This is a genomic window from Rhizobium sp. BK379 (assembly GCF_014193955.1).
GTDB lineage: Bacteria > Pseudomonadota > Alphaproteobacteria > Rhizobiales > Rhizobiaceae > Rhizobium.
On record NZ_JACIAD010000002.1, the window covers coordinates 594,421 to 618,778 of the forward strand.

The following is a 24,358-nucleotide window of genomic DNA, read 5'->3' on the forward strand; positions in this document are numbered from 1 at the left end:
ATTCCATTTTTGAATTTAGTTTTCTTTAACCATCTTGGTGTTTTCTAAGCCCATCGAAACGGCGAGTTAACCCTGACGAGAATGGTTAACAGGCATGAAGCTGATCGCTGTGGGCCGGCCCAAATCCGGAATGTCCCTTCTTCAAATCTGCCAAAAGGGGCAAGAAAACTATGACCAGCATCAACACCAATAACGCAGCAATGGCTGCTCTCCAGACGCTGCGCGGCATCAACCAGGGCCTCAACACGACGCAGAACCACGTTTCCTCTGGTTACCGTATCGCGAAGGCTTCCGACAACGCTGCTTACTGGTCGATCGCAACGACCATGCGTTCGGACAACAAGGCTCTCTCGGCTGTTTCCGACGCCCTCGGCCTCGGCGCTGCAAAGGTTGACACTGCCTACACCGCCATGGACAGCGCTATCGACGTCGTCGGCGAAATCAAGGCCAAGATCGTTGCCGCTACCGAAAACGGCGTCGACAAGAAGAAGGTTCAGGAAGAAATCGACCAGCTGCAGGACCAGCTGGTAAGCATCGCTCAGTCGGCTTCGTTCTCCGGTGAAAACTGGGTTGCTGGCGCCAACGGCACGAAGAGCGTTGTTTCTTCCTTCGTTCGCGATGGCTCGAACGGCGTTTCCGTCAAGATGACCGATTACGTCCTGGACAACAGCTCGGTCGGCAACGTCATGTTCGGCATGACCAACGGTCAGGTCGAAACCTCCACGGGTATCCTCGGCTCGTCCTACGGCCCGACCGGCTCGGTCTACGGCCTCGACATCACCAGCATGACCCTCGGCGACCTCGGCACGGCTCTGACGACCGTTGAAAACGCTCTGAAGGCCATGACCTCTGCCGGTGCAAAGCTCGGTTCGATCTCCACCCGCATCACCATGCAGGACGATTTCGTCAACTCGCTCTCCGACTCGATCGACTCCGGTGTTGGCCGCCTCGTCGACGCCAACATGGAAGAAGAGTCCTCCAAGCTCTCTGCTCTCCAGACGCAGCAGCAGCTCGCGATCCAGTCTCTCTCGATCGCCAACTCTTCTTCGCAGAACATCCTGTCGCTCTTCCGCGGCTAATAGGATCTCGAAATATAACCCGCCGGGTAACCGGCGGGTCCTATCGAAATCGAGCCGCGCTTCGATGGAGCGCGGCTTTTTTTAATTTCCGTTAACGATTGATTAACCATATTGCTATTTTCTGCGTCTCAACGAGACGACGAGTTAACCAAATTTAAGAACGGGTTAACAGGCATGAAGGCTGATCGTCGTTCCCGGGCGCTATTCCCGAATGTCCCTTTTATTAATGTCTGCCAACAAGGGGCAATCATTTCATGACCAGCATTTTGACCAACGTCGCGGCCATGGCCGCTCTCCAGACACTCCGCGGCATCAGCAATAATCTTCAGGATACTCAAAATCGCGTATCTTCCGGCTATCGCGTTGAAAAGGCAGCAGACAACGCAGCTTATTGGTCCATCGCAACGACCATGCGTTCGGACAACAAGGCTCTTTCCGCAGTGTCCGACGCTCTCGGTCTCGGCGCCGCAAAGGTCGACACGGCCTACACGGCAATGGACAACGCCATCGACGTCGTCAGCGAAATCAAGTCCAAGATCGTCGCGGCAACTGAAAAAGGCGTCGACAAGACCAAGATCCAGGAAGAAATCAGCCAGCTCCAGGCTCAGCTCATGAGCATCTCCCAGTCGGCTTCCTTCTCCGGTGAAAACTGGGTTGCCGGCAACACGACCAAGAGCGTCGTTTCCACCTTCGTCCGCGACGGCAACGGCAATGTCTCGGTCAAGACGACCGATTATGTCCTGGACTCGTCTTCCAACGGCAACGTCCTGTTCGGCATGACCACGACGGGCACAATCGACTCGAGCACCGGCATTATCGGTACCTCCAACGGTACGATCGGCTCGATCTACACCATGAACATCACCTCCTTCGGTCAGCCGGAAATCGCCATGGCGCTGACGGCAATCGAAGCAGGCCTGGAGGCAATGACGAAGGCAGCCTCTCAGCTTGGCTCCATCTCCAACCGTATCGAGCTGCAGGAGAACTTCGTCGCGGCCCTCGGCGACTCGATCGACTCGGGTGTCGGTCGCCTCGTCGACGCCGACATGGAAGAGGAATCGAGCAGGCTTACGGCGCTGCAGACGCAACAACAGCTGGCGATCCAGTCACTTTCGATCGCAAATTCCAGCGCTCAGAACGTCCTCACGCTCTTCCGCAGCTAAGGCGGCGGCCGAAGCTGGACCAAACCTTGTGCCGCCATTTCGCGGCAGCCTGGAAACCGCGCCAAAACGGCGCGGTTTTCGTTTTATTTCAATGGCTTGTTGGATCTTCGGCGACGCTGCTTTATTCCCGTTTCCGCTCTTGCGGAAGTGGTTGATATCAGGTTAACGTTGCCGGGAGTTGATTTGTTTTGCGACACACCGGCGTGGGGGACCCGCCGGCGGCATGATGCCATTTCAGTCGCTGCCGGCAAACCGGCCTGATCCCTTCACCTTTCCGAGACCATGTCGATGACCGTCAAGATTACCAACGCGGCCGCGGTGAGTGCGCTTGCAGTGCTGCGCAGCATCAATAAAGAATCAAGCGACGTACAGCAGCAGATTTCCACGGCAAAACGGGTCGCGACCGCGTCCGACGATGCGACCTATTGGTCGATCGCGAGCGTCATGCGCGGCGACAGCACCAATCTCGGCACCATCGGCGATGCGCTCGGCCTCGGCGCGGCGAAGGTCGATTCGACCTATACGGCGATGAACTCCGCCATCGATCTTCTCGGCGATCTCAGAGCCAAGCTGGTTGCCGCGCGGGAGCCAGGCGCCGACAAGGACAAGATCAATGCGGAAATCACGGAATACAAGAACCAGCTTCAGACGATGGTGGAGGGAACGGCCTTCGCCGGCGAAAACTGGCTGTTGAACGGCGAGCCTGCGGCGCCCCCGCAATGGAAGATCATCGGCAGCTTCGTACGCGCCCCGACCGGCGAGTATCAGGCCCAGACCGTCGACTTTCCGTCATCCCAGACCATCCTGATCGACAAGACTAATGCCAGTGGCGGCCTGTTTACCAAGGATGTCAACGGCAATGTCGATGGCACGCCGGTGCGCAACTACTATCTCCTGAATGCGAACTCCGGGACGCCGGCGACGGGCACGGCAATCTCGATCAGCAAGTCGACCACCGACTCGCAGCTCATGGATATGCTGACGGCTACGGACTCCATGCTGAAGCAGCTCACGAATTCGGCGGCAGGGATTGGTATCATGAAGGCCCGCATCGACGACCAGATCGACTACACAGCCGACCTGTCCGACGCTATCGACAAGAGTGTCGGTGCCCTCGTCGACACCGATATGGACGAGGCCTCGACCCGCCAGAAGGCGATTGAAACTCAGAAGCAGATGGCCGTTGAAGCGATCTCCATCCTCAATACGTCCGCCAGCAAAATTCTGATCCTGCTCGAATAACGATCGGCGCGAGGGCGGTACCATTCATCCTCGCGCAAGTTTGGGTTTCTAGTTTCCGGCATGAAGGCAGCGTCCGAATCCATGCCGGCAACAGGCCCCAGGCCTCTTCCGAACCGGAACGGCATGCCGGCAAGGACATGGTCATTTTTCAAGCGGGGGCATGCCGCGTGCATCCCGAATACTGGACGGTTTTTTATGAGCATTATGCTTTCCCGGTATTTGAAGGATTTCGGTGAGCCGAGTCCCTCGGCACCGATCATCGATGTAGATGATTTCGCGACCGAAACCGCCTCCGCGTTTGCGGAATTGCCGCAGGAGCCCGAGGTCGACGTCGAGGCAGAGCGGCGCGAGGCCTTTTCCGAGGGCTTCGCGGCAGCCACTGCGGACCTGACCGAAAAATACGAAAGCGAGGCCCGGGCCGCCGCCGAGGCGCATGCCGGTGAGATCGAGGAACTGAGGCTTCGCTACGAAATCGAAGCGGCTGCGGTGATCGCTTCCCGCATCCGCGACATGGCCGAAGAGATTGCTACGCTCGTCAGCGAAGTGACCGCGGCGGCAATCGCACCTGTGATGACCGAGGCGCTCGCGAAGAAAGCTGCCGAAAATCTTGCCGTTCTGCTGCGCGAGGCGATCCTCGACGGTGCGGCGGTGCCGGTCGTCGTGCGCGGTCCGGCCAAGCTTTTCGATATCCTCAAGGATGAACTCGGAGAACATGCCGCCTTGGTCCGCCATCATGAGGCTGATGACATCGACCTTGCTGCCGAGATCGGCGAGACCGTACTCGTGACCCGCATTTCCGCCTGGGCGGCCAGCTTGAAGAAAGTTTCCGAATGAGCGACGGCGAAAACCATCACCACGGAAAGAACGAGATCATCATCGTCAAGAAACATGGCGGTGGAGATCATGACGGCGCTCACGGCGGTGCGTGGAAAATCGCCTATGCCGACTTCATGACGGCAATGATGGCCTTCTTCCTGGTGATGTGGCTCGTCAACGCCGCCAACGAGGAAACCAAGGCCTCGATCGCGACCTATTTCAATCCGATCAAACTTTCGGATGAAAAGCCGACGGAAAAGGGTCTGAAGAAGCCGGTCGACCAGGCTGAAGGCGAGCAGAACCAAGAAAAGTCGAAGGAAAAGGAAGAGAATCCGAACCAGGGCAAGTCTGCCGCCGACGGCGACGATCAGACCTCGACCTCCGGCGACAAGACCAATTACTCGGAAGCCGATTTCTTCGAGAACCCCTATTCGGTTCTTGCCGAGATTGCCCAGGAAGTTGGCCAGCAGGCAAACGTCAGCGCCAAGGGCGATGGCGGTGCGGCGGATTCGGGTCCGGCGACCGGCGCCGATGGCGGCGAGGCCTACCGCGACCCGTTCGATCCGGATTTCTGGACCAAGCAGGTCGAAGTTACGACTGCCGGCAAGCCACAGCAGCCTTCGCCGCTCGATTCAAAGGCCGAACCGAATGAGCTCGCCAAGGCCGAAAATTCCCAGCCTTCCACTCTGTTGAGCAAGGATCCCAACAGCGCTGCCGTCGCCGCTTCGACAGAGAAGCAGGCCGACAAGAAGGCGGATAAGACCAAGGACAAGCAGGCGGACAAGACCAAGGACGCCGACAAGAAGGAAGAGGCTAAGCAAGCCGAAGAAAAGCAGCAGGCCGAGGAACTGCAGCAGGAGATTGCCCAGCAGATCTCCGGTGTTGCCGGCAAGCTCGCCGAGGGCCTGACGGTGACGGCGTCCGAGGGCGGCCTGCTGGTGAGCATTTCCGACCAGAACGACGATTCCATGTTCAATATCGGCTCTGCTGTGCCGCGCCAGGAGATGGTCCTCGCCATGCAGAAGATCGGTGCGATCCTGAAGCAGAGGGGCGGAGCGGTTGCCATCCGCGGCCATACGGACGGGCGGCCGTTCAAGGGCGATCTCAACGAGAACTGGCGCCTTTCGATGGACCGTGCCCAGAGCGCTTATTACATGCTCGTTCGCGGCGGCCTCGACGAGAAGCGTATTTCCCAGGTTTCCGGCTTCGCCGACCGTCGCCTGAAGCTGCCTGATGACCCCTACAACGCGTCAAACCGCCGGATCGAGATTCTCGTGCAGGCAGATCAAGGATAGTCGCATGACGCGCAGGCAGCATCGCTATTTCAGATATGCGGTCTTCGGCCTGGCGATGATGTCGCCAGCCATCAGCCATGCCGCAGATGCGGACGATCTCGCGCCGTACAAAATGCTGCGCTCGCTGCAGTTCGTTCAGGACTCGGTTGTAACGGGCGATCATTCCGCCGGCGAAATGCAGCGCTTCATGCTTGGCAAGATCGATCAGCGCCTGCGCAATGTCGATCCGTCCGTCTATGATGACGATCGCAACGTCGATGCCGCGCTGATCTATGTAATGAGCGGCGGCAATCCTCAGACGCTGGAATATCTCGTTGCCCATGACGTCAACGGTTACTTCGACAATCGCGTTACCGATGTGTTGCGGAAATATCTGAGCGGCAAGGGCCTTCTTGTCTCCAAGACGCTGGAAGAAACAGCCAAGGAATATGAAGGCAAGAAGATTGGCCCCTATCTGGCGTTGATCGGCGGCAATGTGATGATCGCCACGAAGCCGACGGATGCCCTTGCATTATATGACAAGGCGCGCCTTGACGCACCCGGCACGATCGTGGAAGAGGCGGCGCTGCGCCGCTCGGTCGCCATCTGCGTCGAAACCGGGCAGGTCGACAGGGGGCTTGCCTATTCGCAGCGCTATATCCGCCGCTTCCTCCATTCGCCCTATGCCAGCCAATTCGCCGATCTCTTCGTGAAGTTGATTGTCAGCCACGATCACGATGTGAAGCCACAGACGGTTGTCGATATCCTCTCCTTCATGGATGCCCCACGCCAGCGCGAGGTCTATCTGCGCGTCGCGCGCGCTGCCGCGATTGCTGGAAAGCCTGATCTCGCCCGTATGGCCGCTCAGCGCGTTCAGTCGCTGGGCGAGGGGACCGACAATCCATTCGGACCACTCGCCGATTTCTACAACGGCATGGCAAACGTCCCGACCGACGATATTGACCAGGCGGCCAAATATATCGCCAATATCTCCGGCGCATCTCTCTCGCCGCAGGATCAGGCACTGCAGGCAGCTGCTCGCTCCGTTGCCGAGCAGATATTGAGGGCTCCGGATCCGGCAAGCCTGACGCAAGGCTCCACCCCTAATAATACTAATCAAGAAATTACTTCTGAACAGGCTGCAGCCGCCACGGCCGCGCAACCGGAAGGAGCGCATGGCGTCTCCCCGGAACCTGTTGTCGAAGGCGAGGCTTCTGCTGGCACGGGGGGCCAGGATGTCGACCCTTCATTTACCTCTTTCGTGACGACCAATCGATCCAAGCTCGACGAAATCGACGGTCTCCTGGCCCAAGAAGGCAAGTAAGATGATGATGGATATCAGCGTCTCGGGCGGAGCGCCCGGCACGGATGCGTCTGCGTCCGTAAGATCCGGTCGGGGGGCCGGCAGAGGCGACGCCGCGGATCAGAACGGCGGCTTCTCCGATGTCCTCTCCAAGGCCGGCAACAGCGATCAGGATGCGGATGGCGTCGATAAGTCCGGCCAGCAGGACGCCAGCGATAGCGCCGAGGCCGCGGCGCGGAACTTGCGCGGACGCAATCCGAAGCCGTTGATCGATCTGAATGACGCCTCGCTCCAGGGACAGGTGGACGTGCAGTCCGAAACCATCGCAAACGCCGGCAAGATGCCTGCGAAGTCTGTAAGGGAGAAGGACGCAGCTGTCTTTGGACTGGGCAAGCCGGGCGCCAAGGATGAGGCAGCCGAGACCGTTGCTCAGGCGGGGGGCAAGCCTGCCAAACAGGTCAAGATCGGTGCGCTCGGCGGCGACACCGCTGTCGATACAGGCGCGGACGTAGAGCCCGGCGATGGCGATATCACCGACGTTCTCGGCCTGCTGAAGAAGGAGCCCGGGGACGCCGCGGCTGTCCTGCAGGCTTCGGCTCATCATGCGGCCGCGAAGGCGGACGACGCAATGGCCGGCAAGAAGGACGCCAACGCCGAAGGCGTAAACGGTGCGAAGGCTGGTGCGCACGTGTCGGATGCATTGGCAGCCGTCGCCCCGCATGGCAATGACGCGCGTGTGCCGGGAACGGAGAATGCCGAAGGCACCGAAGGCAAGACGTTCAGGATCAGCCGTGCCGATGGCCGTGGCCAGTCGATGGACATGCATATCGGTACCGAGCAACCCGGCGAGAAGTCGGGAAAGTCGAGCGTCGAAAATGTTTCCGTCCTGGAATCGCGTCGTTATCTCGGCCTGGTTCAGAACCCGAATTCCGCAAACGTGACAGCGGCACTTTCAGGTGACAAGGAATGGGCACAGGCTATGCAGCCGAGCTCTGCTCTGTCGAACGCCGCTGAATGGACAAGCACCGGCAAGGTGGTGAACACCCTCAAGATCCAGATGAGCCCGATCGATCTTGGCCTCGTCACGGCGACGATGCGGCTGTCAGGCGATACGCTGAATGTCGACCTCAAGGTCGAGACCGGCGCGGCCTATCGCCAGCTCAAGGAAGACCACGGCAAGATTCTCGAGGCGCTGCGCAGCCAGGGCTATGCGGTCGATAACGTGACCATCAGCATGGCGCCAGTGGATCGGTCCGATGCCGGCAACCAGGCAAACAGCCAGGGACAGACTTCCCAGCAGCAGCAACAGTCGCTCGCCCAGCAAGGCCAGGGCGGCGAGGCGCGCGAGCGCCAGAACCAGACAGCGCGGCAGACGGATGGAGGCTTCAATGGTGCGGGCGGCAACGGTGTTGAGAACGCTTCTGCTATCGACGCTGGCGGCAGCCGCCCTGGCAGCGTCTACCTCTAGCGCATCCGCCTCCACAGGCGCCTGCGAGCGTGAGATCCAGTCTGCAGCAGCCAAATACGGGATCCCCGAGGGGATCCTCTATTCGGTCGGCTTGACGGAAACCGGGCGCAAGGGTTCGCTCTATCCCTATGCGATGAACGTCGAAGGCAAGGCGCTGTTTCCTGCCTCCGAGCAAGCCGCGTTGCGTCAATTCGACACTGCCAGCAGGGACGGCGCGAAGCTCATCGATATCGGATGTATGCAAATCAATCACTATTTCCACGGTGAAAACTTCAGCTCCGTGGAGGAAATGTTCGATCCCCACCGCAACGTGGAGTACGCAGCGAAGTTCTTGCGCAATCTTCACGATCGTCATGAGACCTGGACGATGGCGGTAGCCAGATACCACGCGGGGCCGAACAATAATCCGGCGCAGAAGCAATATGTCTGCCGCGTCATCGCAAATCTGGTTGCCACCGGCTATGGCAAGTGGACTCCCAATGCGAGCAATTTCTGCGGAAATTAATTCAATTAATAATTGAATTCACCAATTATGACCGAACTGTGTCATAGTGTGGCAAGAATTCGGCACAAAACCCGCTTGCAAGGCGTAATTAAGCAGGCGTTAACTTTTCCACGAAATTTTTGTGTGCATAACTTCGTCGACCTACTATATGTAGATCAAATCGGTACCCAAATCTTAATCAATTATTAATTTCCGCCATTAACTTTCACGAGTTGCTGCAGATTCGCGCGATTCGTACCCATAGATCATCGATGTGCCACACTGATTCGGAGGCGGACGAATGATCGTAGTGGTTGATGAGCGTGAGCTCGTGAAGGATGGTTACACTTCTCTCTTTGGTCGTGAGGGCATTCCCTCAACCGGCTTTGATCCCGGTGAATTCGGCGAATGGGTGCAAACGGCGGCTGATTCTGACATCGCCGCGGTCGAGGCATTTCTGATCGGCCAGGGGCAGCGGGCCATGGAATTGCCGCGTGCGATCAGGGATCGCTCGATGGCGCCGGTGATTGCGGTCAGCGATCAACCGTCACTCGAAAACACGCTGGCCCTTTTTGACTGCGGCGTGGACGACGTTGTACGCAAGCCGGTGCATCCGCGTGAGATTCTCGCGCGTGCCGCTGCAATCCGTCGTCGCCTGAAGGCGATCGCAAACCACACCGACATCGGCGCCATCCGCGTCTTCTCCGACGGGCGCGATCCGGAAATCAACGGCGAAACCTTCGCCTTGCCGCGCCGCGAGCGCCGCATCCTCGAATACTTGATTGCCAATCGCGGCCGTCGCGTCACCAAGACCCAGATCTTCAATGCGATCTACGGCATTTTCGATGAGGAAGTCGAAGAAAACGTCGTCGAAAGCCACATCTCCAAGCTGCGCAAGAAGCTGCGCAAGAAGCTCGGCGTCGACCCGGTCGATTCCAAGCGCTTCCTTGGCTACTGCATTGATTGGAATTGATTTTTCGGCGCGGGTCGTGCCGCGCGGGAAAGCCGGAATATTTCGGTCGGCGACCCGGCACAACAGACAGCTTCACGCAAGGCCCGCCAAATACTGTTGCACTTAACAGGTAAAACGAGGTTTTCAGATGAGCATTTTCGGCAGCATGAAGACGGCAGTATCGGGGATGAACGCTCAGGCAAACCGCCTCAGCACCGTCTCCGATAACATCGCGAACGTGAACACCAGCGGCTACAAGGCAGTTTCGACCGCGTTTTCGTCGCTGGTCCTGCCGTCGGGCTCCGGTAACTACAACTCGGGCGGCGTGACGACGACGGTTCGCCAGGCTGTCTCCGACCAGGGCGACATTTCCTACACGACCTCCGGTTACGACCTCGCAATTTCCGGCGACGGCTTCTTCATCGTCCAGGGCGGCGATGGTGTTCCCGTCCTGACGCGTGCTGGCGACTTTACGAAGGACGACAGCGGCAACCTCGTCAACTCGGCCGGCTTCACGCTCATGGGCTATCCGTGGGGTTCCTCTGCTCCGGCAGTCGTCGTCAACGGCTTTGACGGCCTCGTTCCGATCAACGTCCTCGGCGACCAGAAGTTGGCGGCCGTTCCGACCTCAAACGGCTCATGGACCGGCAACCTCAAGCCCGGCGCAAAGATTGTGTCGGTCCCGGCCAACCTGCCAAGCGCAAACTCCGCTACGGTGACGTCCGACACACAGAAATACTCGATGGTCACCTACGACAAGCTCGGTAGTAAGGTGATGTACGACATCTACTACACGAAGGTTCCCAATCCCGCATCGCCGCCGGCCGCGGCTGGTACGACCCAGTGGGAAATGGCGGTCTACCGCAATGCCGACAAGGCAACGACAGGCACCAGCTCGTTCCCCTATTCCTCGGCGGCGGTGAATGTCACCTCCATCCAGTTCGACGACAAGGGTCAGATGACTGTCCCGGCGGCCCCGTCGACGACCAATATCGTCGATCCGGTAACCGGCCTCACCATCAATATGAAGCTCGATCTTTCCCAGGTCGGCGACAATTTCTCGGGTACAGGTAACGTCGACGGTCAGGGCGCGAATTCGCCGGTCGATATCACCATCGACTCCGACGGTATCGTCTACTCGAAGTACGATGACGGCAGCACCAAGCCCGTCTTCCAGATCCCGCTCGCCAATGTGCCGAGCCCGGACCTGCTGACGCTGATGTCCGGCAACGTCTATTCGGCCAACGGCAAGTCGGGCGTGACCGTCACCGGTTTCCCGCAGACCAGCGGTTTCGGCAAGATCCAGTCGGGCGCCCTCGAAGGCTCGAACGTCGACCTCGCCGGCGAACTGACCGAAATGATCGAATCCCAGCGCAGCTACACCGCCAACTCAAAGGTGTTCCAGACGGGTTCCGATCTTATGGACGTCCTCGTCAACCTCAAGCGTTAATTCAGGGTAACGGGTAAGCCATGTCGCTCACTTCAGCACTTAACACCGCGCAGAGCATATTCAACAATACGGGCGCGCAGAGCAGCATCGTATCGAACAATATCTCGAACGCCGGCAACAAGGACTATGTGCGCCGGCAGGCGATGCTCACCACCTCGCTGAACGGCGCCCAGGTGGTCAAGATCAGCCGCGCACAGGAAGATGCGCTGCTGAAACAGTATCTCAAGGCGTCCTCGCAGGACAGCGCTCAACAGACCCTGTTGAGCGGCCTTGAAGATCTGAAATCGATCATGGGCGGCAACGACAACGAAACGTCGCCCGAAACGGCCCTGCGCACCTTCCGTGACAAGCTCGGCACGTTCCGCGCCACCCCCGGTGACCTTATTGCTGCCCAGGGTGCGATTACGGCGGCGCAGGACGTCGTAACCTCGCTGAACAATGCCTCCAAGGCAGTGCAGCAGCAGCGTTCCGATGCCGACAAGCAGATCAAGAATCAGGTCGACTCGCTGAACAGCCTGCTGAAGCAGTTCGAAACGGCCAACAATGCCGTCAAGAAGGCGACATCATCCAACGAAGATCCGTCAAGCGCTCTCGATGAGCGCGAAAAGGTCCTCAAGCAGATCAACCAGATCGTTGGCGTGTCTACGGCGACACGCGCCAACAACGACATGGTGCTCTACACAGCCGACGGCACGACGCTGTTCGAGACGATCCCGCGCGCAGTCAGCTTCGAGCCGACGCAGTCTTACGCGGCCGACACAGTCGGCAACAAGGTCTATGTCGATGGCGTGGCCGTCAATATGGGCTCGGGCTCGACGACGAATGCCAAGGGTAGCCTCGCCTCGCTTCTGCAGATCCGCGATGATATCGCACCGACGTTCCAGAGCCAGCTCGACGAAGTCGCTCGCGGCCTCGTGAACCTTTACCAGGAAGACGGCAATCCCGGCCTCTTCGTCTGGACAAACCCGACGACCGGCACCGCAGGCGGGGTTCCGCCGGCTGGCACCGTCATCAAGGGCATCGCCGGAACGATCGCGATCAATGACCGTGTCGTCACCTCCAAGGGCGGCGATCCGATGCGGTTGCGTGACGGCAACATCAATGCAAGCAGCACGGCTGCGAACCCGACGGGTTCGAGCGGTTATACCGCAGAACTCGACCGTCTCTATACGTCGATGGATTCAGGGATTGCATTCGATCCGAGTACCGGTCTGGACACCAATGTCAGCATCCTGACCTTTGCCACCAATTCGATCGGCTGGCTCGAGCAGAACCGCAGCAACGCGACGACGGCGGCGGAAAATACTCAAGCTGCCGCAGCACGAACCGATGAAGCTTATTCCAATGAAACCGGCGTCAACCTCGACGAGGAACTGACGCTCCTTCTCGACATAGAGCAGTCCTACAAGGCGGCGACCAAGATTTTGAACGCCGTTGATGAAATGTTGAAAGCATTGCTGGATATTGCGAGTTAAGCCATGAAGAGCTCATTTATTTCAAGTTCGGCCATTCAGAACGCCATGCGGTTGACGATCCGCCAGGCGCAGAACCAGATGACGAAGGCGACGATGGAAGCGACCACCGGCACCTACGCCGATATTGGTGTGTCGCTGGGCGGTTACGCAGCCAAGAGCATCGACTTCACCCGCGAAGTCGACCGCATCAAATCGATCAAGCTCAGCAATGCGCTTGTAGATGCCCGCATGGAATCGGCCCAGACCGGGCTCACCAAAATGAAGACGGCCGGGGACGGCTTCCTGTCCAAGCTGACCGCGCTGCAGAGCAGCCACGATCCGGGCAGCGTCACGGTCGCTATCCAGTCGGCCACGAGCGCGCTTTCGACGATGATGGACACGTCCAACTCGATGGTGAACGGCGAATACCTCTTCGCCGGCATCAATACCGACATTCAGCCGCTGACGGACAAGACGGCGGCGACTTCGGCGGCGATCGTTACAGCCTTGAATGCTTACGCGGCAGGCCTGCCGACGCCGAAGCCGGTTAACGAGCTCACCGGCGACGAGATGAAGACATTCATCGAGACCCAGGTCGAGCCAATGTTCAGCGAAGCCGCCTGGACGGATCCGACAACCGGCTGGTCGAAGGCGTCCAGTCAGAACATGACGAGCCGCATCAGCAATTCGGAAGTCGTTGAATCCTCGACCAGCGCCAATTCCGAGGGCATGCGTTACTTCGCTCTGGCAACTGTGACGACGGCCGCGCTATTCGGCCAGAATCTCAGCACCGATGCGATGAGCGCAGTCTCCTCCAAGGCGATCACATACACGACGAGGGCGACCACGGGTCTCGTTACCCAGGCCAGTCAGCTCGGCCTCTCGCAGGAGCGCGTCGAAAAGGCGAATGACGCCCTCGATGCCCAGGCGAACATCATGCAGACCAAGCTCGTCGATATCCAGGGTGTTGATCCCTACGAGGCCTCGACCCTTGTCAAGACTTTGGAAACACAGCTCGAAACCGCTTACACGATCGTATCGAAGATTCAGCAGTTGAGTCTCGTGAACTACCTTTGATGATCAAAGGCGCGCAATATAAAGAAGGATGCATGAATGTATCAGTTCTCTTATGCCGAGGTCATGCAAGACTCGGTTGCCGACGCGAAGGAGCGGGAATGGCAGGTTCTCGAACGTTCGATCGAACTGCTTTCGGCGGCGCGCGATAAAGAGAAGTACAGCCGGGAGGCTATTGAAGCTCTCTTCTACACCCGCAGGGTCTGGATCAGCTTCGTTGAGGATTTGAAGCATCCAGACAACCAGCTGGAGATCGAGCTCAGGGCGAACCTTATTTCGATTGCGATCTGGATATTGAAGGAATGCGACAGAATTAGAAAACGTCAGTCGAATAACTACCAGGGCATCATCGACGTTACCACCATCATCAGGGATGGACTTAAATGAAAAGTACACTTCGCATTTCTCTGAAAGCCGGAGAAAGAATCTTCATCAACGGCGCTGTCCTGCGTGTCGACCGTAAGGTGGCACTGGAATTCCTGAACGATGTGACGTTCCTTCTCGAAAACCACGTGCTACAGCCGGAAGGCGCGACCACGCCGCTTCGCCAGCTCTACTTCATTGCCCAGATGATCCTCATCAATCCCGAGGGCAAGGAACATTCGACGGCGATGTTCCGCAAATCGATCACGATGCTGCTCACATGCTTCAAGAACGAGGAAATCCTCGCCGAACTGAAGCGGATCGACGCACTCGTTTCGACCGGCCGCGCCTTTGACGCGCTGAAGGCGATCCGCGGTCTCTACGCGATCGAAGACGGCATTCTCAACAATCACGAGCTGCCCCCGACAATGGTCGAGCAGATTCGCAGGGAGATCGCACCATGGCGGTAGACGGAACCCAGAGCGTAGGCGGCGGCAGCAGCACATATGGCTCGTCCAATGCTGCGCAGCAGAAGGCCACGCTGAACTACGATAACTTCCTTCAGCTTCTGGTCGCGCAGATGAAGAATCAGGATCCGACCGATCCGATGGATGCCAGCGAGCAGATGTCTCAGCTTGCAAGCTTCTCGCAGGTCGAGCAGACGATCCAGACGAACACGAAGCTCGATACGCTTCTGACGAGCTCCAGCCTGACCCAGGCAAGCAGCTATGTCGGCAAGTACATGGAAAGCGCCGACGGCAAAACCAAGGGTACGGTTGAATCCGTCAAGGTTTATTCCGACGGCCTCATTGCAACGCTGGACAATGGCGGTAAAATCCTCATTCAGGCTGGCATCTCCATTTCTGATTCGGCGCCGACCAATCCTTCGGGCGACGATAGCGGTTCGGATAATACCTGAAGTGACGACGGCGGCGCCGAAAGGGCCTGACGCTCGTTCGTTTGGATGACGCCAAAAATACCAGTCCGGTTAAAGCCGGGCTGGCTGCTTTCAAGGCGATATGAGGTTGCCTGACGATGAATGAAGCTGATGCACTCGACCTGTTCCAGGCTGCTATCTGGACCGTCCTCATTGCCGCGGGTCCTGCGGTCATTGCGGCAATGGTCGTCGGTCTCGTCATCGCGCTGATCCAGGCGCTCACGCAGGTGCAGGAAGCGACACTCACCTTCGTTCCGAAGATCGTAGCCGTTCTGGTCACGGTCGGCATTTCGGCCCCCTTCGTGGGCTCGCAGATTTCCATCTTCACCAATCTGGTCTTCTCGCGCATCCAGTCAGGCTTCTGAGCCAACTTCGCGCAAGCTTCGCCATTTAACTGTCGATCCGAATTGGGCGGACTCTGAGGTTCGCCTCCTCTCATGAAGAGACGGAATCGCCATGGCGCAACCACCTGCACTACCCCTTCCGAAAGCCGCCCCAAGTCTGCGTGATATCGGTTTTGCCTTGGGCATCATCGGTATTATCTGCATCCTCTTCCTGCCGATCCCGCCGTTTTTGATCGACATGGGCCTGGCCTTCTCGATCGCCTTCTCGGTGCTGATCCTCATGGTCGCGCTGTGGATTCAGAAACCTCTCGAATTCTCGTCCTTCCCGACCATTCTTCTGATCGCGACAATGACGCGACTGGCGTTGAACATCGCCACGACGCGCGTCATCCTTTCGCACGGCAACGAGGGACATGACGCGGCGGGCGGCGTCATCGCCGGCTTTGCAAGCCTGGTCATGTCCGGCGACTTCGTCATCGGTCTGATCGTCTTCCTGATCCTCATCACCATCAACTTCATCGTTATCACCAAGGGTGCGACGCGTATCGCAGAAGTGGGCGCGCGTTTTACCCTGGACGCCATCCCCGGCAAGCAGATGTCGATCGACGCCGACCTTTCGGCCGGCATCATCGACGAAAAGGAAGCCCAGCGCCGCCGCAAGGAACTGGAAGAGGAAAGCTCTTTCTTCGGTGCGATGGACGGTGCCTCGAAATTCGTTCGCGGTGACGCTGTCGCCGGTCTTCTGATTACCGCCATCAACGTCTTCGGCGGCATCATCATCGGCTATTTCCGCCATGGCATGCCGATCGGCGAAGCAGCTGACGTTTTCGTCAAGTTGTCGGTCGGTGACGGCCTCGTCTCGCAGATGCCCGCCCTCATCGTCTCGCTCGCCGCCGGCCTGCTCGTCTCGCGCGGCGGCACCACCGGCTCCACCGACCAGGCGGTCGTCAATCAGCTGAGCGGCTATCCCCGCGCACTCTCCGTGTCGGCCGTGCTGATGTTCGTCCTCGCTCTGATGCCGGGCCTGCCGTTTGTGCCCTTCGTGATCCTCGGCAGTCTTCTCGCCTTCGGCGCCTGGTTCATTCCGCGTCAGGCCGAAGCCGAAAATCTGCTTCGCCGTGAAGCCGAGGAAAAGAAGGTCGTCCAGACCAAGGAGCTCGAAAAGGACTCGGTCAAGGCGGTTCTGCGCACGTCCGAAATCGAGCTTGCTCTCGGCAAGATGGTCTCGACCCGCCTGCTCGGCGCCCATCAGGAACTCGCCTTCCGCGTCGGCAAGATGCGCAAGAAGTTCGCCACCCAATACGGTTTCGTCGTGCCGGAAATCAAGGTTACCGACGATATCGGCATCCCCGAGAAGTCGTATCAGATCCGCATCCACGGCACGACTGTCGCCTCGAACCTGTTGCGTGTCGGCGAAGTTCTCGTCGTCACCGGCGCCGGTCGCAAGCCGAGCATTCCCGGCGACGAAATCCGCGAACCCGCTTTCGGCATGCCGGCGGTTTCGATCCTCGAAAACTTCGCCGAAGATTTGAAGCGTGAAGGCTTCCAGCCGATCGACAACGTCTCGGTCGTGCTGACGCATATGAGCGAGGTTATCAGAAACAACCTGCCGCAGCTTCTGTCCTATAAGGACGTGAAGATCCTGATCGATCGTCTCGACCCTGAATACAAGAAGCTCGCGGATGAGATCTGCTCGTCCCACATGTCCTATTCGGGCCTGCAGGCGGTGCTGAAGCTGCTTCTTGCCGAACGCGTCTCGATCCGCAACCTGCACCTCATTCTGGAAGCGGTCGCAGAACTTGCCCCGCATGTCAGGAAGACGGAGCAGATCGTCGAGCACGTCCGCATCCGCATGGCCCAGCAGCTTTGCGGCGACCTTGCCGACAACGGCGTGCTGCGCGTGCTGCGGCTCGGCAGCAAATGGGATCTCGCCTTCCACCAGGCGCTCAAGCGTGATGCCAAGGGCGAAGTCGTCGAATTCGACATTGATCCGCGCACGCTCGAAGAGTTCAGCGAACAGGCGACGAAAGTTATCCGTGAATTCATGGACAGAGGCCTGCCTTTCGCCCTTGTCACCTCACCGGAAACACGCTCCTATGTCCGCATGATCATCGAGCGACTCTTCGCAACGCTTCCCGTTCTCTCGCATGTGGAACTGGCCAAGGGCATCGAAATCAAGATTCTGGGCTCGATTTCATGATTTCAGACCCGCAAGGGACAGTTCTGGCGCTGTTTCTGGTTTTCTGCCGGATCGGCGGCTGTGTGCTGACCCTTCCGGGTTTTTCGTCGGGCCGCGTGCCGGAGCAATTGCGCGTCTTCATTGCCGGCGCGCTTTCGCTTGCCGTTCTGCCGGTGCTCTGGGACACGGTCTATCCGTCGGTCCACACCAGTTCCGGTACCTATATCGGCCTGATTTTCAGCGAATCACTGATCGGTGTGATGTATGGCATGCTCGCCCGGCTCTATACGCTCGGTCTGCAGTTCGCGGCCACGATCGTCTCGATGATGGTCGGCTACACGCAGCCGAGCACGTCTGACATCGTCGAAGATTCGCCCGAAATCAGTCTGACGGCCTTTATCACGATGACCGGCCTGATGGTTCTCTTCATCATGGATTTCCATCACATCGTCTTCCGCGCGCTGATCGATTCCTACACGACCATGCCCTTCGGCGGGTTGATGCAGATGCGCTCCACGCTCATCACCTTCACGGATACGCTGGAGCAGACCACCTACATCATGCTGCGGCTTTCGAGCCCCTATTTGATTTACGGACTGATCTTCAATATCTCGATCGGCTTCATCAACAAGCTCGCGCCGCAGATCCCGGTCTACTTCATCTCCACGCCCTATCTGCTCATGGGCGGCCTCTTCCTGCTCTATTTCTCGATCGCTGCATTGATCAGCCAGTTCGCCCAATCCTTCGGCAGCATATTCGTGGGAAAGTGAGGGACGATGATGGAGAAGAAGCGCTCCGACAAGCTCAAGCGTCTGGTGACGGTTCAGCGGCATCTCGAAAAAATGGCGGAGTACGATCTGGCGGAAACCAGCCGCCAGCGCGCCGAAGTCAATGCAGCCATGGATGTCGCCATTCTAGCGCTCGGTTCGCTGGACCCTGTCCATCGTGCTTTCTCGCAGAGTTATGCAGATCGTTTCGGCAGGCTGAGCATCAAGGATCAGCAATTGACCGGCATGCAGCAGGTCCATGAAATGCGCCTGACGCGCGAGCGCGCCAAGGGCGACCGGCTGGAGGAAAGCATGCTCGATGCCCTTCAGGCCGAGCGTCGTGAGGCGGATGACAATGCCGTCTACGATGTAATCGATCAGCAGTTCGCAACGCCAGCCTCCAGCAAGCTTCAAAAATAATAATCGCCACGATCTTACATTAGAGGATTGTAACGTGGCTATTTCACCCCCCAGCGATCTGGTGATGGACGTCGTCAAGGCGGCCGACCCCATGGAGGTTCAGGCTGCCCAGGAAAAGCTGAAAGCCAGCCGCGCCGCTTTTGCTGCGACAAGCCTGGCCGACAGCGGTAACGGTTTTTCTTCCGCAGTGGACATTCTCGACAACGTCAAGCAGAAGACCGGCCTGCACAATATCCAGAACCGCGAAAAGACCGAGGACGTGCCGGAAACCTACCGGAAGTTCGAGGCTATGGTTCTGCAGAATTTCGTGAAGTCCATGCTGCCGAGCGATGCCGAGAATGTCTTCGGCAAGGGCGCAACGGGCGATATCTGGAAAGGCATGATGGCCGAGCAGCTCGGCAACGTCATGGCTCAGGGCGACGGCATCGGAATTGCCAAGCAGATGTATTCCGAGCAGTTGCGCCGCCAGGAAGGCAAGATCGTCAACGCCTCCACGGATGAAGACGACCGCAAGACTGCAATGAGCATGATCGACGACTTTCAACGCAAGACCTTCGGCACTCCGACTGCCGACAATAAGTCCGCAACAAGCGACGCATAATCGAGGATAAAATGGAAATAGTTTCGAACGAATACAGGATCAAATCCGTTCTCGGGCGCCTCGAAATGATAATCGACAATGAGAACACTCGGATCGGCAGCGATCCGCAGTTCGATCTCAAGGTCTCCAATGCGCACAAGAGCCGGTGCCTGTACGAGCTCTCGATGCTCTTCCGCGACACCGATCCGGCCGAGCTTGCCGCTTCGCATCTGGACCAGCTTCATGGCCTCAAGAAGAAGCTTACGCTAAACGCCCGCCGCGTCGAAGCGCATCTGGAGGCGGTTCGCGCCGTTGCCGATCTCTTGAAGAACGCCGTGCAGGATGCCGATGCTGACGGCACCTATTCCCAGGAACAGTTCGCCGCGCGGGATGCCTGATGATCAAGCTCGTCCTCACAGGCGTCTGGGTCTGCGCCGTCACGTTGGCATCGGTCTATTTCTCGGTGAACATGGCGACTGCGCCGGCGCCGGTTGAAGCGGATACCAAGCAAAGCGCGCTCGAGCTGGTGAAGGGCGAGACGATCACCGTGCCCGTTATCGGCAACGGTGCGGTCAACGGTTATTTCCTCGGCCGCATCTCCTTCATGATGCACAAGGATATGATCGCAGGCCTCAACCTGCCGATCACGGAAATGACGACCGACGAACTCTTCAGTCTGCTCGTCGGTAACAAGATGATCGACGTCTCCAATATCAAGGCCTTCGATCCCGGGGCTTTCCGCGAACAGATCAAGAAGGGCATGAACGAGCGTCTCGGCGGCGAATATGTGGCCGATGTCATGCTGGAGCAGCTCGACTATCTGTCGAAGGAAGACGTGAAGGAAACCTCCGGCGGCAAGCCGCAGAAGGTTGGAGCGCCGGTCAAGATCGTCGAGACCGCGCCCGCATCCGAAACGCCGGCTCCCTCGGCCAGTCACTGATCACCATTGATCGGTCAATTCAAAACGGCGCCGAAAGGCGCCGTTTTTTGCGTTCTCGTCTTGGTTAACGAACTACTTATGCGCGCATGAAAATCCAAAGGTTTTTCCTAAGGGTTGTTTGAAGCAGAGTTGATATAAACGCGGCACAAGCTTGGGATGATGCCGCCACGGGTTGGGGGAAATCGCTTCAGGCGGGACGCCGCTGGTCCTCACAAGACCTCCGCTGCGGAAATGTGGGCTTGTTTTCCAGGATGTCGGGCGCATGACGCACCCTCGGCAGGAGGTTGGAATGAATTTGATTGCAAACTTCGCGGTGCTTGCATCGCGGCGGACGATTTTCGATCTGCCGGTCTGCGATCTCGGCTGGGACGACGCGCTGGTTTTCATCAACGAACTGGCTTCCATCCCTGTCGGGCAGACCGTGGTTTGCTTCGTCAACGCCCACAACATGCTGACCGCCCTGGGCGATGACGAATACTATCAGATCATGTCGCATAATCTGGTCCTGCCTGATGGTATCGGCCTCAACATCGCATCCCAGGTCACGCATGGTTCGCCATTTCCCGCCAATCTGAACGGTACCGATTTCGTGCCGGCATTCCTGACCTTCATGGAAACGCCGCGCCGTATCGGTCTGATCGGCGGCGCGCGTGCGGTTGTCGAGAAGGCGGCCGAGAACTTTTCCAGGCATACGCCCTGGCACGAATTCTTCGTCATCTCCGACGGCTTTTTCGACAAGGCAAATCCGGAAGCTGTTACCGCCGAAGTGGAGCGTCAGAAGCTCGATATCCTGATTGTCGGCATGGGCACGCCGCTGCAGGAAAAATGGGTTCACCAGAATATCCGCGCCGATCACGCGCGTCTCGTCCTGACGGTCGGTGCACTTTTCGATTTCGTTTCCGGCACCGTCCCCCGCGCGCCGAAGACCGTGCGCATGATGCGTCTCGAATGGGCCTATCGCCTGGTGCAGGAGCCGGCGCGCCTCTGGCGCCGTTATATTATCGGTATCCCGATTTTCCTCTTCCGGGTCTTCCAGTATCGCTTCAGCCGGCGCGCGCGTATTCTCAGCCAGCCGGTTGAACCGACGCACGCTGCGGGCGAACAGAAGAGAATCGAGCAGATGAAGAAAGCCGGCTGATTACAGATTTCTGCAGGCTGCGGTTAACCATTTCTTTGCCATATATATTTAGAGTAGCTTAATCATCCGCGTCGGCGCGGTTGAGCGAACTCGGCTATCATGCGCATGAGATGTGACGCCAATGCACGATTCCAGGGCGAAAAGCAGTTTCCATGATCGCGCAACCAGCTTCTCGCGCGGCCAGCGGCAAAGTCACGCAGCAGAGAGTACCAGTGCACCGGAGATCCGCCCTTCGGAAGCCGAACTGCTGCACGCCATAAGCCGGCTGCTTGATGTGCAGCGCGCGAAAGCGCGGCAGACTGAACCGCTGGTCGATCGGATCGAAACGATCCTCGGTTCGCGCCTTCAGGCTGCTAACGACATCTCTTCCGTTTCCGCTCCCGCTTTTGAGCCCTCTTCTCCCGCAGCGGAGCCAGCGACGCAATACGTCCAGGTTCATCACATCGCTCCCGTCGAAAAAGCACCCGTTTTGCCGGTCTCACGCGAAATAGGGCGCGCGAAATGGGGCAGGAGCACCCTCATCATTGTTGCCCTCTCATTCGTTGGTGCTGCCACCCCCGTCCTGATGCCATCCGAACCAGCGCGTTACACAGCAGAAACGACACTTGCCGTGGATGCAGATGCAGGTAACCGGGCTGCGCTTGTCGGGGAAACTGTCAGAAGACTGTTCTCGGTACCTGTCATCACCTCAGCTGTTGCAGCGATGAAGCTGGACCGCGATCCGGAATTTGCCGGCAACAATGCCAATGCACTTGGTGTTGCCTTCGAGCTTCTCTCCGGCAGCGGCGCGGCGGCTGATCCGGCATCGCGCGCCGAGGCCGCGCTGAAATCTGCCCTCGCGATTATTCCCGATGACCGCACTGGCACGATCCGCCTGATGGTAACGACGGCCGATGGCGACAAATCGACACGAATCGCCATGCGGTTGTCCGATGCGGTGACCGGCGGCAGTGCCGCGAGCAAGGCGGCCGAGACGGCCACTGCCTTGAAAAAAGAAAATGATCAGGCTCAGGCAGAGCTCATGGCTTTTGGCCAGAAGAACGGCGAGGGCAATGTCAAGGTTGCGACGCAATTGCAGCGTCAGATCGCCGGCCTCGATGCCGATCTCAAGAATGCCGATGACAATATCCTGACCGCCAAGGAACAGGCCGACAAGCTGAAGGCCGCCAAGCTCGCGGACGTGCTGGAAGGCTCGCTCACTTCGGATATGATCTCACCCGCCCTGCAGGATCTGCGCGACAGATATGCGATTGCCAAGACGGCGCTCGCGCAGCTTTCGGCAGACCTCGGGCCGCGCCATCCGCGCCTGCTCCAGCAGCAGTCCGAGGTCGACGGTCTGAAGGACAGCATCGGCAAGGAACTTGTGCGCCTCGCCCAGAACGCAAGTGGGACAGCCAAGGCTGCCGTCGATGCGCGCAGGCAACTGAGCGACCGCCGCAACGCGCTCATTGCCCAGAGCCGCGATACCGGCGTCGATCTCGCCAAGCTGACCGAGTTGCGGGAAAAGGCCTCTGCCGCCCGCTCGCGCCTGGACGAAGAGGTTTCCACGACAGGTGCCATCGGCGACGGCAGGGCCACGGTTCGCAAGCCCGCTCTTGTGCTGCCGGTTTCCGGTGGCAGCAGTTTCGCTTTCAATGCCTTGGTGGGCGGCCTTGCAGGTCTGGTGGCAGGCCTGGGCTTCGTTTTTCTGCCGCGTCGCTTCCGCCGACAGCCCGAACAGGTGTCGGTCCAGCCGGATGAAATTCCTGTCCAGGATCAAATTCTCGCCCCTGTGCCCGAACTTGCCCAGGTCCCCGAACCGGCGCCGGTCCCGCAGACGGCGAACGAGGTCGATGCATTGCGCTCGCAGATCGCCAGCCTGCGCGATCGCCTTCACGCCCACCAGGCTTCCCGGTAGGCGAACGCCCGACGGCAGATTGCTCTTGCATTTGCCGTTTTTAAACGGGATAGGGCGTTATCGGGAAATCATTCCCGCCGCGGGCGAATAGACTGGCGCGAAACTGGGCGGAGAAGACGCGTGACGACAGTAATCGACGGCAAGCAGGTTGCCGCATCCGTGATCGAAACCGTGAAATCGGCAAATGCTGCGCTTGAGGCTGCCAAGGGCGTACGGACGGGCCTTTCGGTCATCATCGTCGGCGACGATCCGGCGAGCCACACCTATGTCAGCTCCAAGAGCCGGATGGCCAAGGAATGCGGCTTCAAGTCCGTCCAGCACACGCTGCCGGTCGAGACGAGCCAGGAGGAGCTTGCCGCCCTCGTCGCCACGCTCAATGCCGATCCGTCGATCCACGGCATTCTCGTGCAGCTGCCGCTGCCCAAACATCTCGACAGCGAGGCGATCATCCAGTCGATCCTGCCGGAGAAGGATGTCGATGGCCTGAGTGTCGTCAATGCCGGCAAGCTTGCGACCGGTGACCTGAAGACCGGCCTCGTCTCCTGCACGCCGGCCGGCGCCATGGTCTTCGTCCGTCGCACCCATGGTGAGGATCTTTCCGGCCTCAATGCCACCGTCATCGGCCGCTCCAACCTGTTCGGCAAGCCGATGGCGCAGCTTCTGCTGAATGCCAACGCGACGGTCACCATTGCCCATTCGCGCACCAAGGATCTCGCCGGCATCTGCCGCAATGCCGATATTCTGGTGGCCGCCGTCGGTCGTCCGGAAATGGTCAAAGCCGATTGGGTCAAGCCCGGTGCCACCGTCATCGATGTCGGCATCAACCGCATTGCCGCCCCCGAACGCGGCGAGGGGAAGACCCGCCTCGTCGGCGATGTCGCTTTTGCCGAGGTTTCTCCGGTTGCTGCCGTCATCACCCCGGTTCCGGGTGGCGTCGGCCCGATGACGATCGCCATGCTGATGGCCAATACGGTGATTGCCGCCCATCGTTCGGCAGGACTGACGCCGCCGGTATTCTGATCATCCCCCTTTAA

25 protein-coding genes are annotated in these 24,358 nt (G+C 58.8%); all 25 read left to right on the forward strand.

Annotation, left to right across the window (positions count from 1 at the left end; genetic code table 11):
* Positions 1 to 170 precede the first annotated feature (170 nt).
* The 25 genes from FHT93_RS13955 to folD all read left to right on the forward strand — a co-directional run bounded on the left by FHT93_RS13955 (position 171) and on the right by folD (position 24,344).
* The gene (locus tag FHT93_RS13955) at positions 171 to 1,079 is read left to right on the forward strand and encodes a flagellin (RefSeq protein ID WP_112541516.1); all 909 of its coding nucleotides are present in this window, start codon (positions 171 to 173) and stop codon (positions 1,077 to 1,079) included.
* 254 nt (positions 1,080 to 1,333) lie between these two features.
* Positions 1,334 to 2,242, forward strand: coding sequence for a flagellin (locus FHT93_RS13960; protein WP_112541515.1), 909 nt, complete (start codon positions 1,334 to 1,336; stop codon positions 2,240 to 2,242).
* Positions 2,243 to 2,530: 288 nt separating this feature from the next.
* Positions 2,531 to 3,484, forward strand: coding sequence for a flagellin (locus tag FHT93_RS13965; RefSeq protein ID WP_112541972.1), 954 nt, complete (start codon positions 2,531 to 2,533; stop codon positions 3,482 to 3,484).
* 195 nt (positions 3,485 to 3,679) lie between these two features.
* Positions 3,680 to 4,318 (forward strand): hypothetical protein, encoded by a 639-nt coding sequence (locus FHT93_RS13970; RefSeq protein ID WP_183847993.1) that lies wholly within the window; start codon positions 3,680 to 3,682, stop codon positions 4,316 to 4,318.
* Complete coding sequence (locus tag FHT93_RS13975; protein ID WP_183847995.1) at positions 4,315 to 5,595, forward strand: MotB family protein; 1,281 nt, start codon at positions 4,315 to 4,317, stop codon at positions 5,593 to 5,595. Before FHT93_RS13970 ends, FHT93_RS13975 begins: the two co-directional genes overlap by 4 nt.
* Before the next feature lie 4 nt (positions 5,596 to 5,599).
* On the forward strand, positions 5,600 to 6,898 hold the full coding sequence (motC, locus tag FHT93_RS13980; RefSeq protein ID WP_183847997.1) for a chemotaxis protein MotC: 1,299 nt from the start codon (positions 5,600 to 5,602) through the stop codon (positions 6,896 to 6,898).
* 4 nt (positions 6,899 to 6,902) lie between these two features.
* Complete coding sequence (locus tag FHT93_RS13985) at positions 6,903 to 8,345, forward strand: flagellar hook-length control protein FliK (RefSeq protein WP_183848397.1); 1,443 nt, start codon at positions 6,903 to 6,905, stop codon at positions 8,343 to 8,345.
* Positions 8,287 to 8,850 carry a lytic transglycosylase domain-containing protein gene (locus tag FHT93_RS13990; RefSeq protein WP_183848395.1) on the forward strand — a complete coding sequence of 188 codons (564 nt, stop codon included), beginning with the start codon at positions 8,287 to 8,289 and terminating at the stop codon, positions 8,848 to 8,850. Before FHT93_RS13985 ends, FHT93_RS13990 begins: the two co-directional genes overlap by 59 nt.
* 280 nt (positions 8,851 to 9,130) lie before the next feature.
* Entirely contained in the window at positions 9,131 to 9,802 is a 672-nt protein-coding gene (locus FHT93_RS13995) for a winged helix-turn-helix domain-containing protein (RefSeq protein ID WP_112541511.1), read from the forward strand.
* Positions 9,803 to 9,929: 127 nt separating this feature from the next.
* Positions 9,930 to 11,231: a flagellar hook protein FlgE gene (locus FHT93_RS14000; RefSeq protein WP_112541510.1), complete on the forward strand. Its 1,302-nt coding sequence runs from the start codon at positions 9,930 to 9,932 to the stop codon at positions 11,229 to 11,231.
* Positions 11,232 to 11,251: 20 nt separating this feature from the next.
* Positions 11,252 to 12,706, forward strand: coding sequence for a flagellar hook-associated protein FlgK (gene flgK / locus FHT93_RS14005; protein ID WP_112541509.1), 1,455 nt, complete (start codon positions 11,252 to 11,254; stop codon positions 12,704 to 12,706).
* 3 nt (positions 12,707 to 12,709) lie between these two features.
* On the forward strand, positions 12,710 to 13,762 hold the full coding sequence (locus FHT93_RS14010; protein WP_112541508.1) for a flagellar hook-associated family protein: 1,053 nt from the start codon (positions 12,710 to 12,712) through the stop codon (positions 13,760 to 13,762).
* Positions 13,763 to 13,798: 36 nt separating this feature from the next.
* The gene (gene flaF, locus FHT93_RS14015) at positions 13,799 to 14,146 is read left to right on the forward strand and encodes a flagellar biosynthesis regulator FlaF (protein ID WP_112541507.1); all 348 of its coding nucleotides are present in this window, start codon (positions 13,799 to 13,801) and stop codon (positions 14,144 to 14,146) included.
* On the forward strand, positions 14,143 to 14,592 hold the full coding sequence (gene flbT, locus FHT93_RS14020) for a flagellar biosynthesis repressor FlbT (RefSeq protein WP_112541506.1): 450 nt from the start codon (positions 14,143 to 14,145) through the stop codon (positions 14,590 to 14,592). The genes flaF and flbT overlap by 4 nt, the downstream gene beginning before the upstream one ends.
* Entirely contained in the window at positions 14,583 to 15,041 is a 459-nt protein-coding gene (gene flgD, locus FHT93_RS14025; RefSeq protein ID WP_112541505.1) for a flagellar hook assembly protein FlgD, read from the forward strand. Before flbT ends, flgD begins: the two co-directional genes overlap by 10 nt.
* A 116-nt stretch (positions 15,042 to 15,157) precedes the next feature.
* Positions 15,158 to 15,424, forward strand: a complete 267-nt coding sequence (fliQ, locus tag FHT93_RS14030) for a flagellar biosynthesis protein FliQ (RefSeq protein ID WP_112541504.1) — start codon at positions 15,158 to 15,160, stop codon at positions 15,422 to 15,424.
* Between the two features lie 91 nt (positions 15,425 to 15,515).
* A complete protein-coding gene (flhA, locus tag FHT93_RS14035; RefSeq protein ID WP_112541503.1) occupies positions 15,516 to 17,603 on the forward strand; it encodes a flagellar biosynthesis protein FlhA in 2,088 nt (695 codons plus the stop codon).
* The gene (gene fliR, locus FHT93_RS14040) at positions 17,600 to 18,352 is read left to right on the forward strand and encodes a flagellar biosynthetic protein FliR (RefSeq protein ID WP_018115120.1); all 753 of its coding nucleotides are present in this window, start codon (positions 17,600 to 17,602) and stop codon (positions 18,350 to 18,352) included. The genes flhA and fliR overlap by 4 nt, the downstream gene beginning before the upstream one ends.
* A 6-nt stretch (positions 18,353 to 18,358) precedes the next feature.
* Positions 18,359 to 18,769: a hypothetical protein gene (locus FHT93_RS14045; protein ID WP_018115118.1), complete on the forward strand. Its 411-nt coding sequence runs from the start codon at positions 18,359 to 18,361 to the stop codon at positions 18,767 to 18,769.
* Between the two features lie 34 nt (positions 18,770 to 18,803).
* The gene (locus FHT93_RS14050) at positions 18,804 to 19,370 is read left to right on the forward strand and encodes a rod-binding protein (protein WP_029616459.1); all 567 of its coding nucleotides are present in this window, start codon (positions 18,804 to 18,806) and stop codon (positions 19,368 to 19,370) included.
* Positions 19,371 to 19,381: 11 nt separating this feature from the next.
* Positions 19,382 to 19,747 (forward strand): hypothetical protein, encoded by a 366-nt coding sequence (locus tag FHT93_RS14055; protein ID WP_018115116.1) that lies wholly within the window; start codon positions 19,382 to 19,384, stop codon positions 19,745 to 19,747.
* Positions 19,747 to 20,289: a hypothetical protein gene (locus FHT93_RS14060; RefSeq protein WP_018115115.1), complete on the forward strand. Its 543-nt coding sequence runs from the start codon at positions 19,747 to 19,749 to the stop codon at positions 20,287 to 20,289. Before FHT93_RS14055 ends, FHT93_RS14060 begins: the two co-directional genes overlap by 1 nt.
* 289 nt (positions 20,290 to 20,578) lie before the next feature.
* Entirely contained in the window at positions 20,579 to 21,427 is an 849-nt protein-coding gene (locus FHT93_RS14065) for a WecB/TagA/CpsF family glycosyltransferase (RefSeq protein ID WP_018115114.1), read from the forward strand.
* 121 nt (positions 21,428 to 21,548) lie between these two features.
* A complete protein-coding gene (locus FHT93_RS14070) occupies positions 21,549 to 23,324 on the forward strand; it encodes a succinoglycan biosynthesis protein exop (RefSeq protein ID WP_113015391.1) in 1,776 nt (591 codons plus the stop codon).
* A 120-nt stretch (positions 23,325 to 23,444) separates the two neighbouring features.
* Positions 23,445 to 24,344: a bifunctional methylenetetrahydrofolate dehydrogenase/methenyltetrahydrofolate cyclohydrolase FolD gene (gene folD, locus FHT93_RS14075; protein WP_183847999.1), complete on the forward strand. Its 900-nt coding sequence runs from the start codon at positions 23,445 to 23,447 to the stop codon at positions 24,342 to 24,344.
* The last annotated feature ends 14 nt before the right edge of the window (positions 24,345 to 24,358 follow it).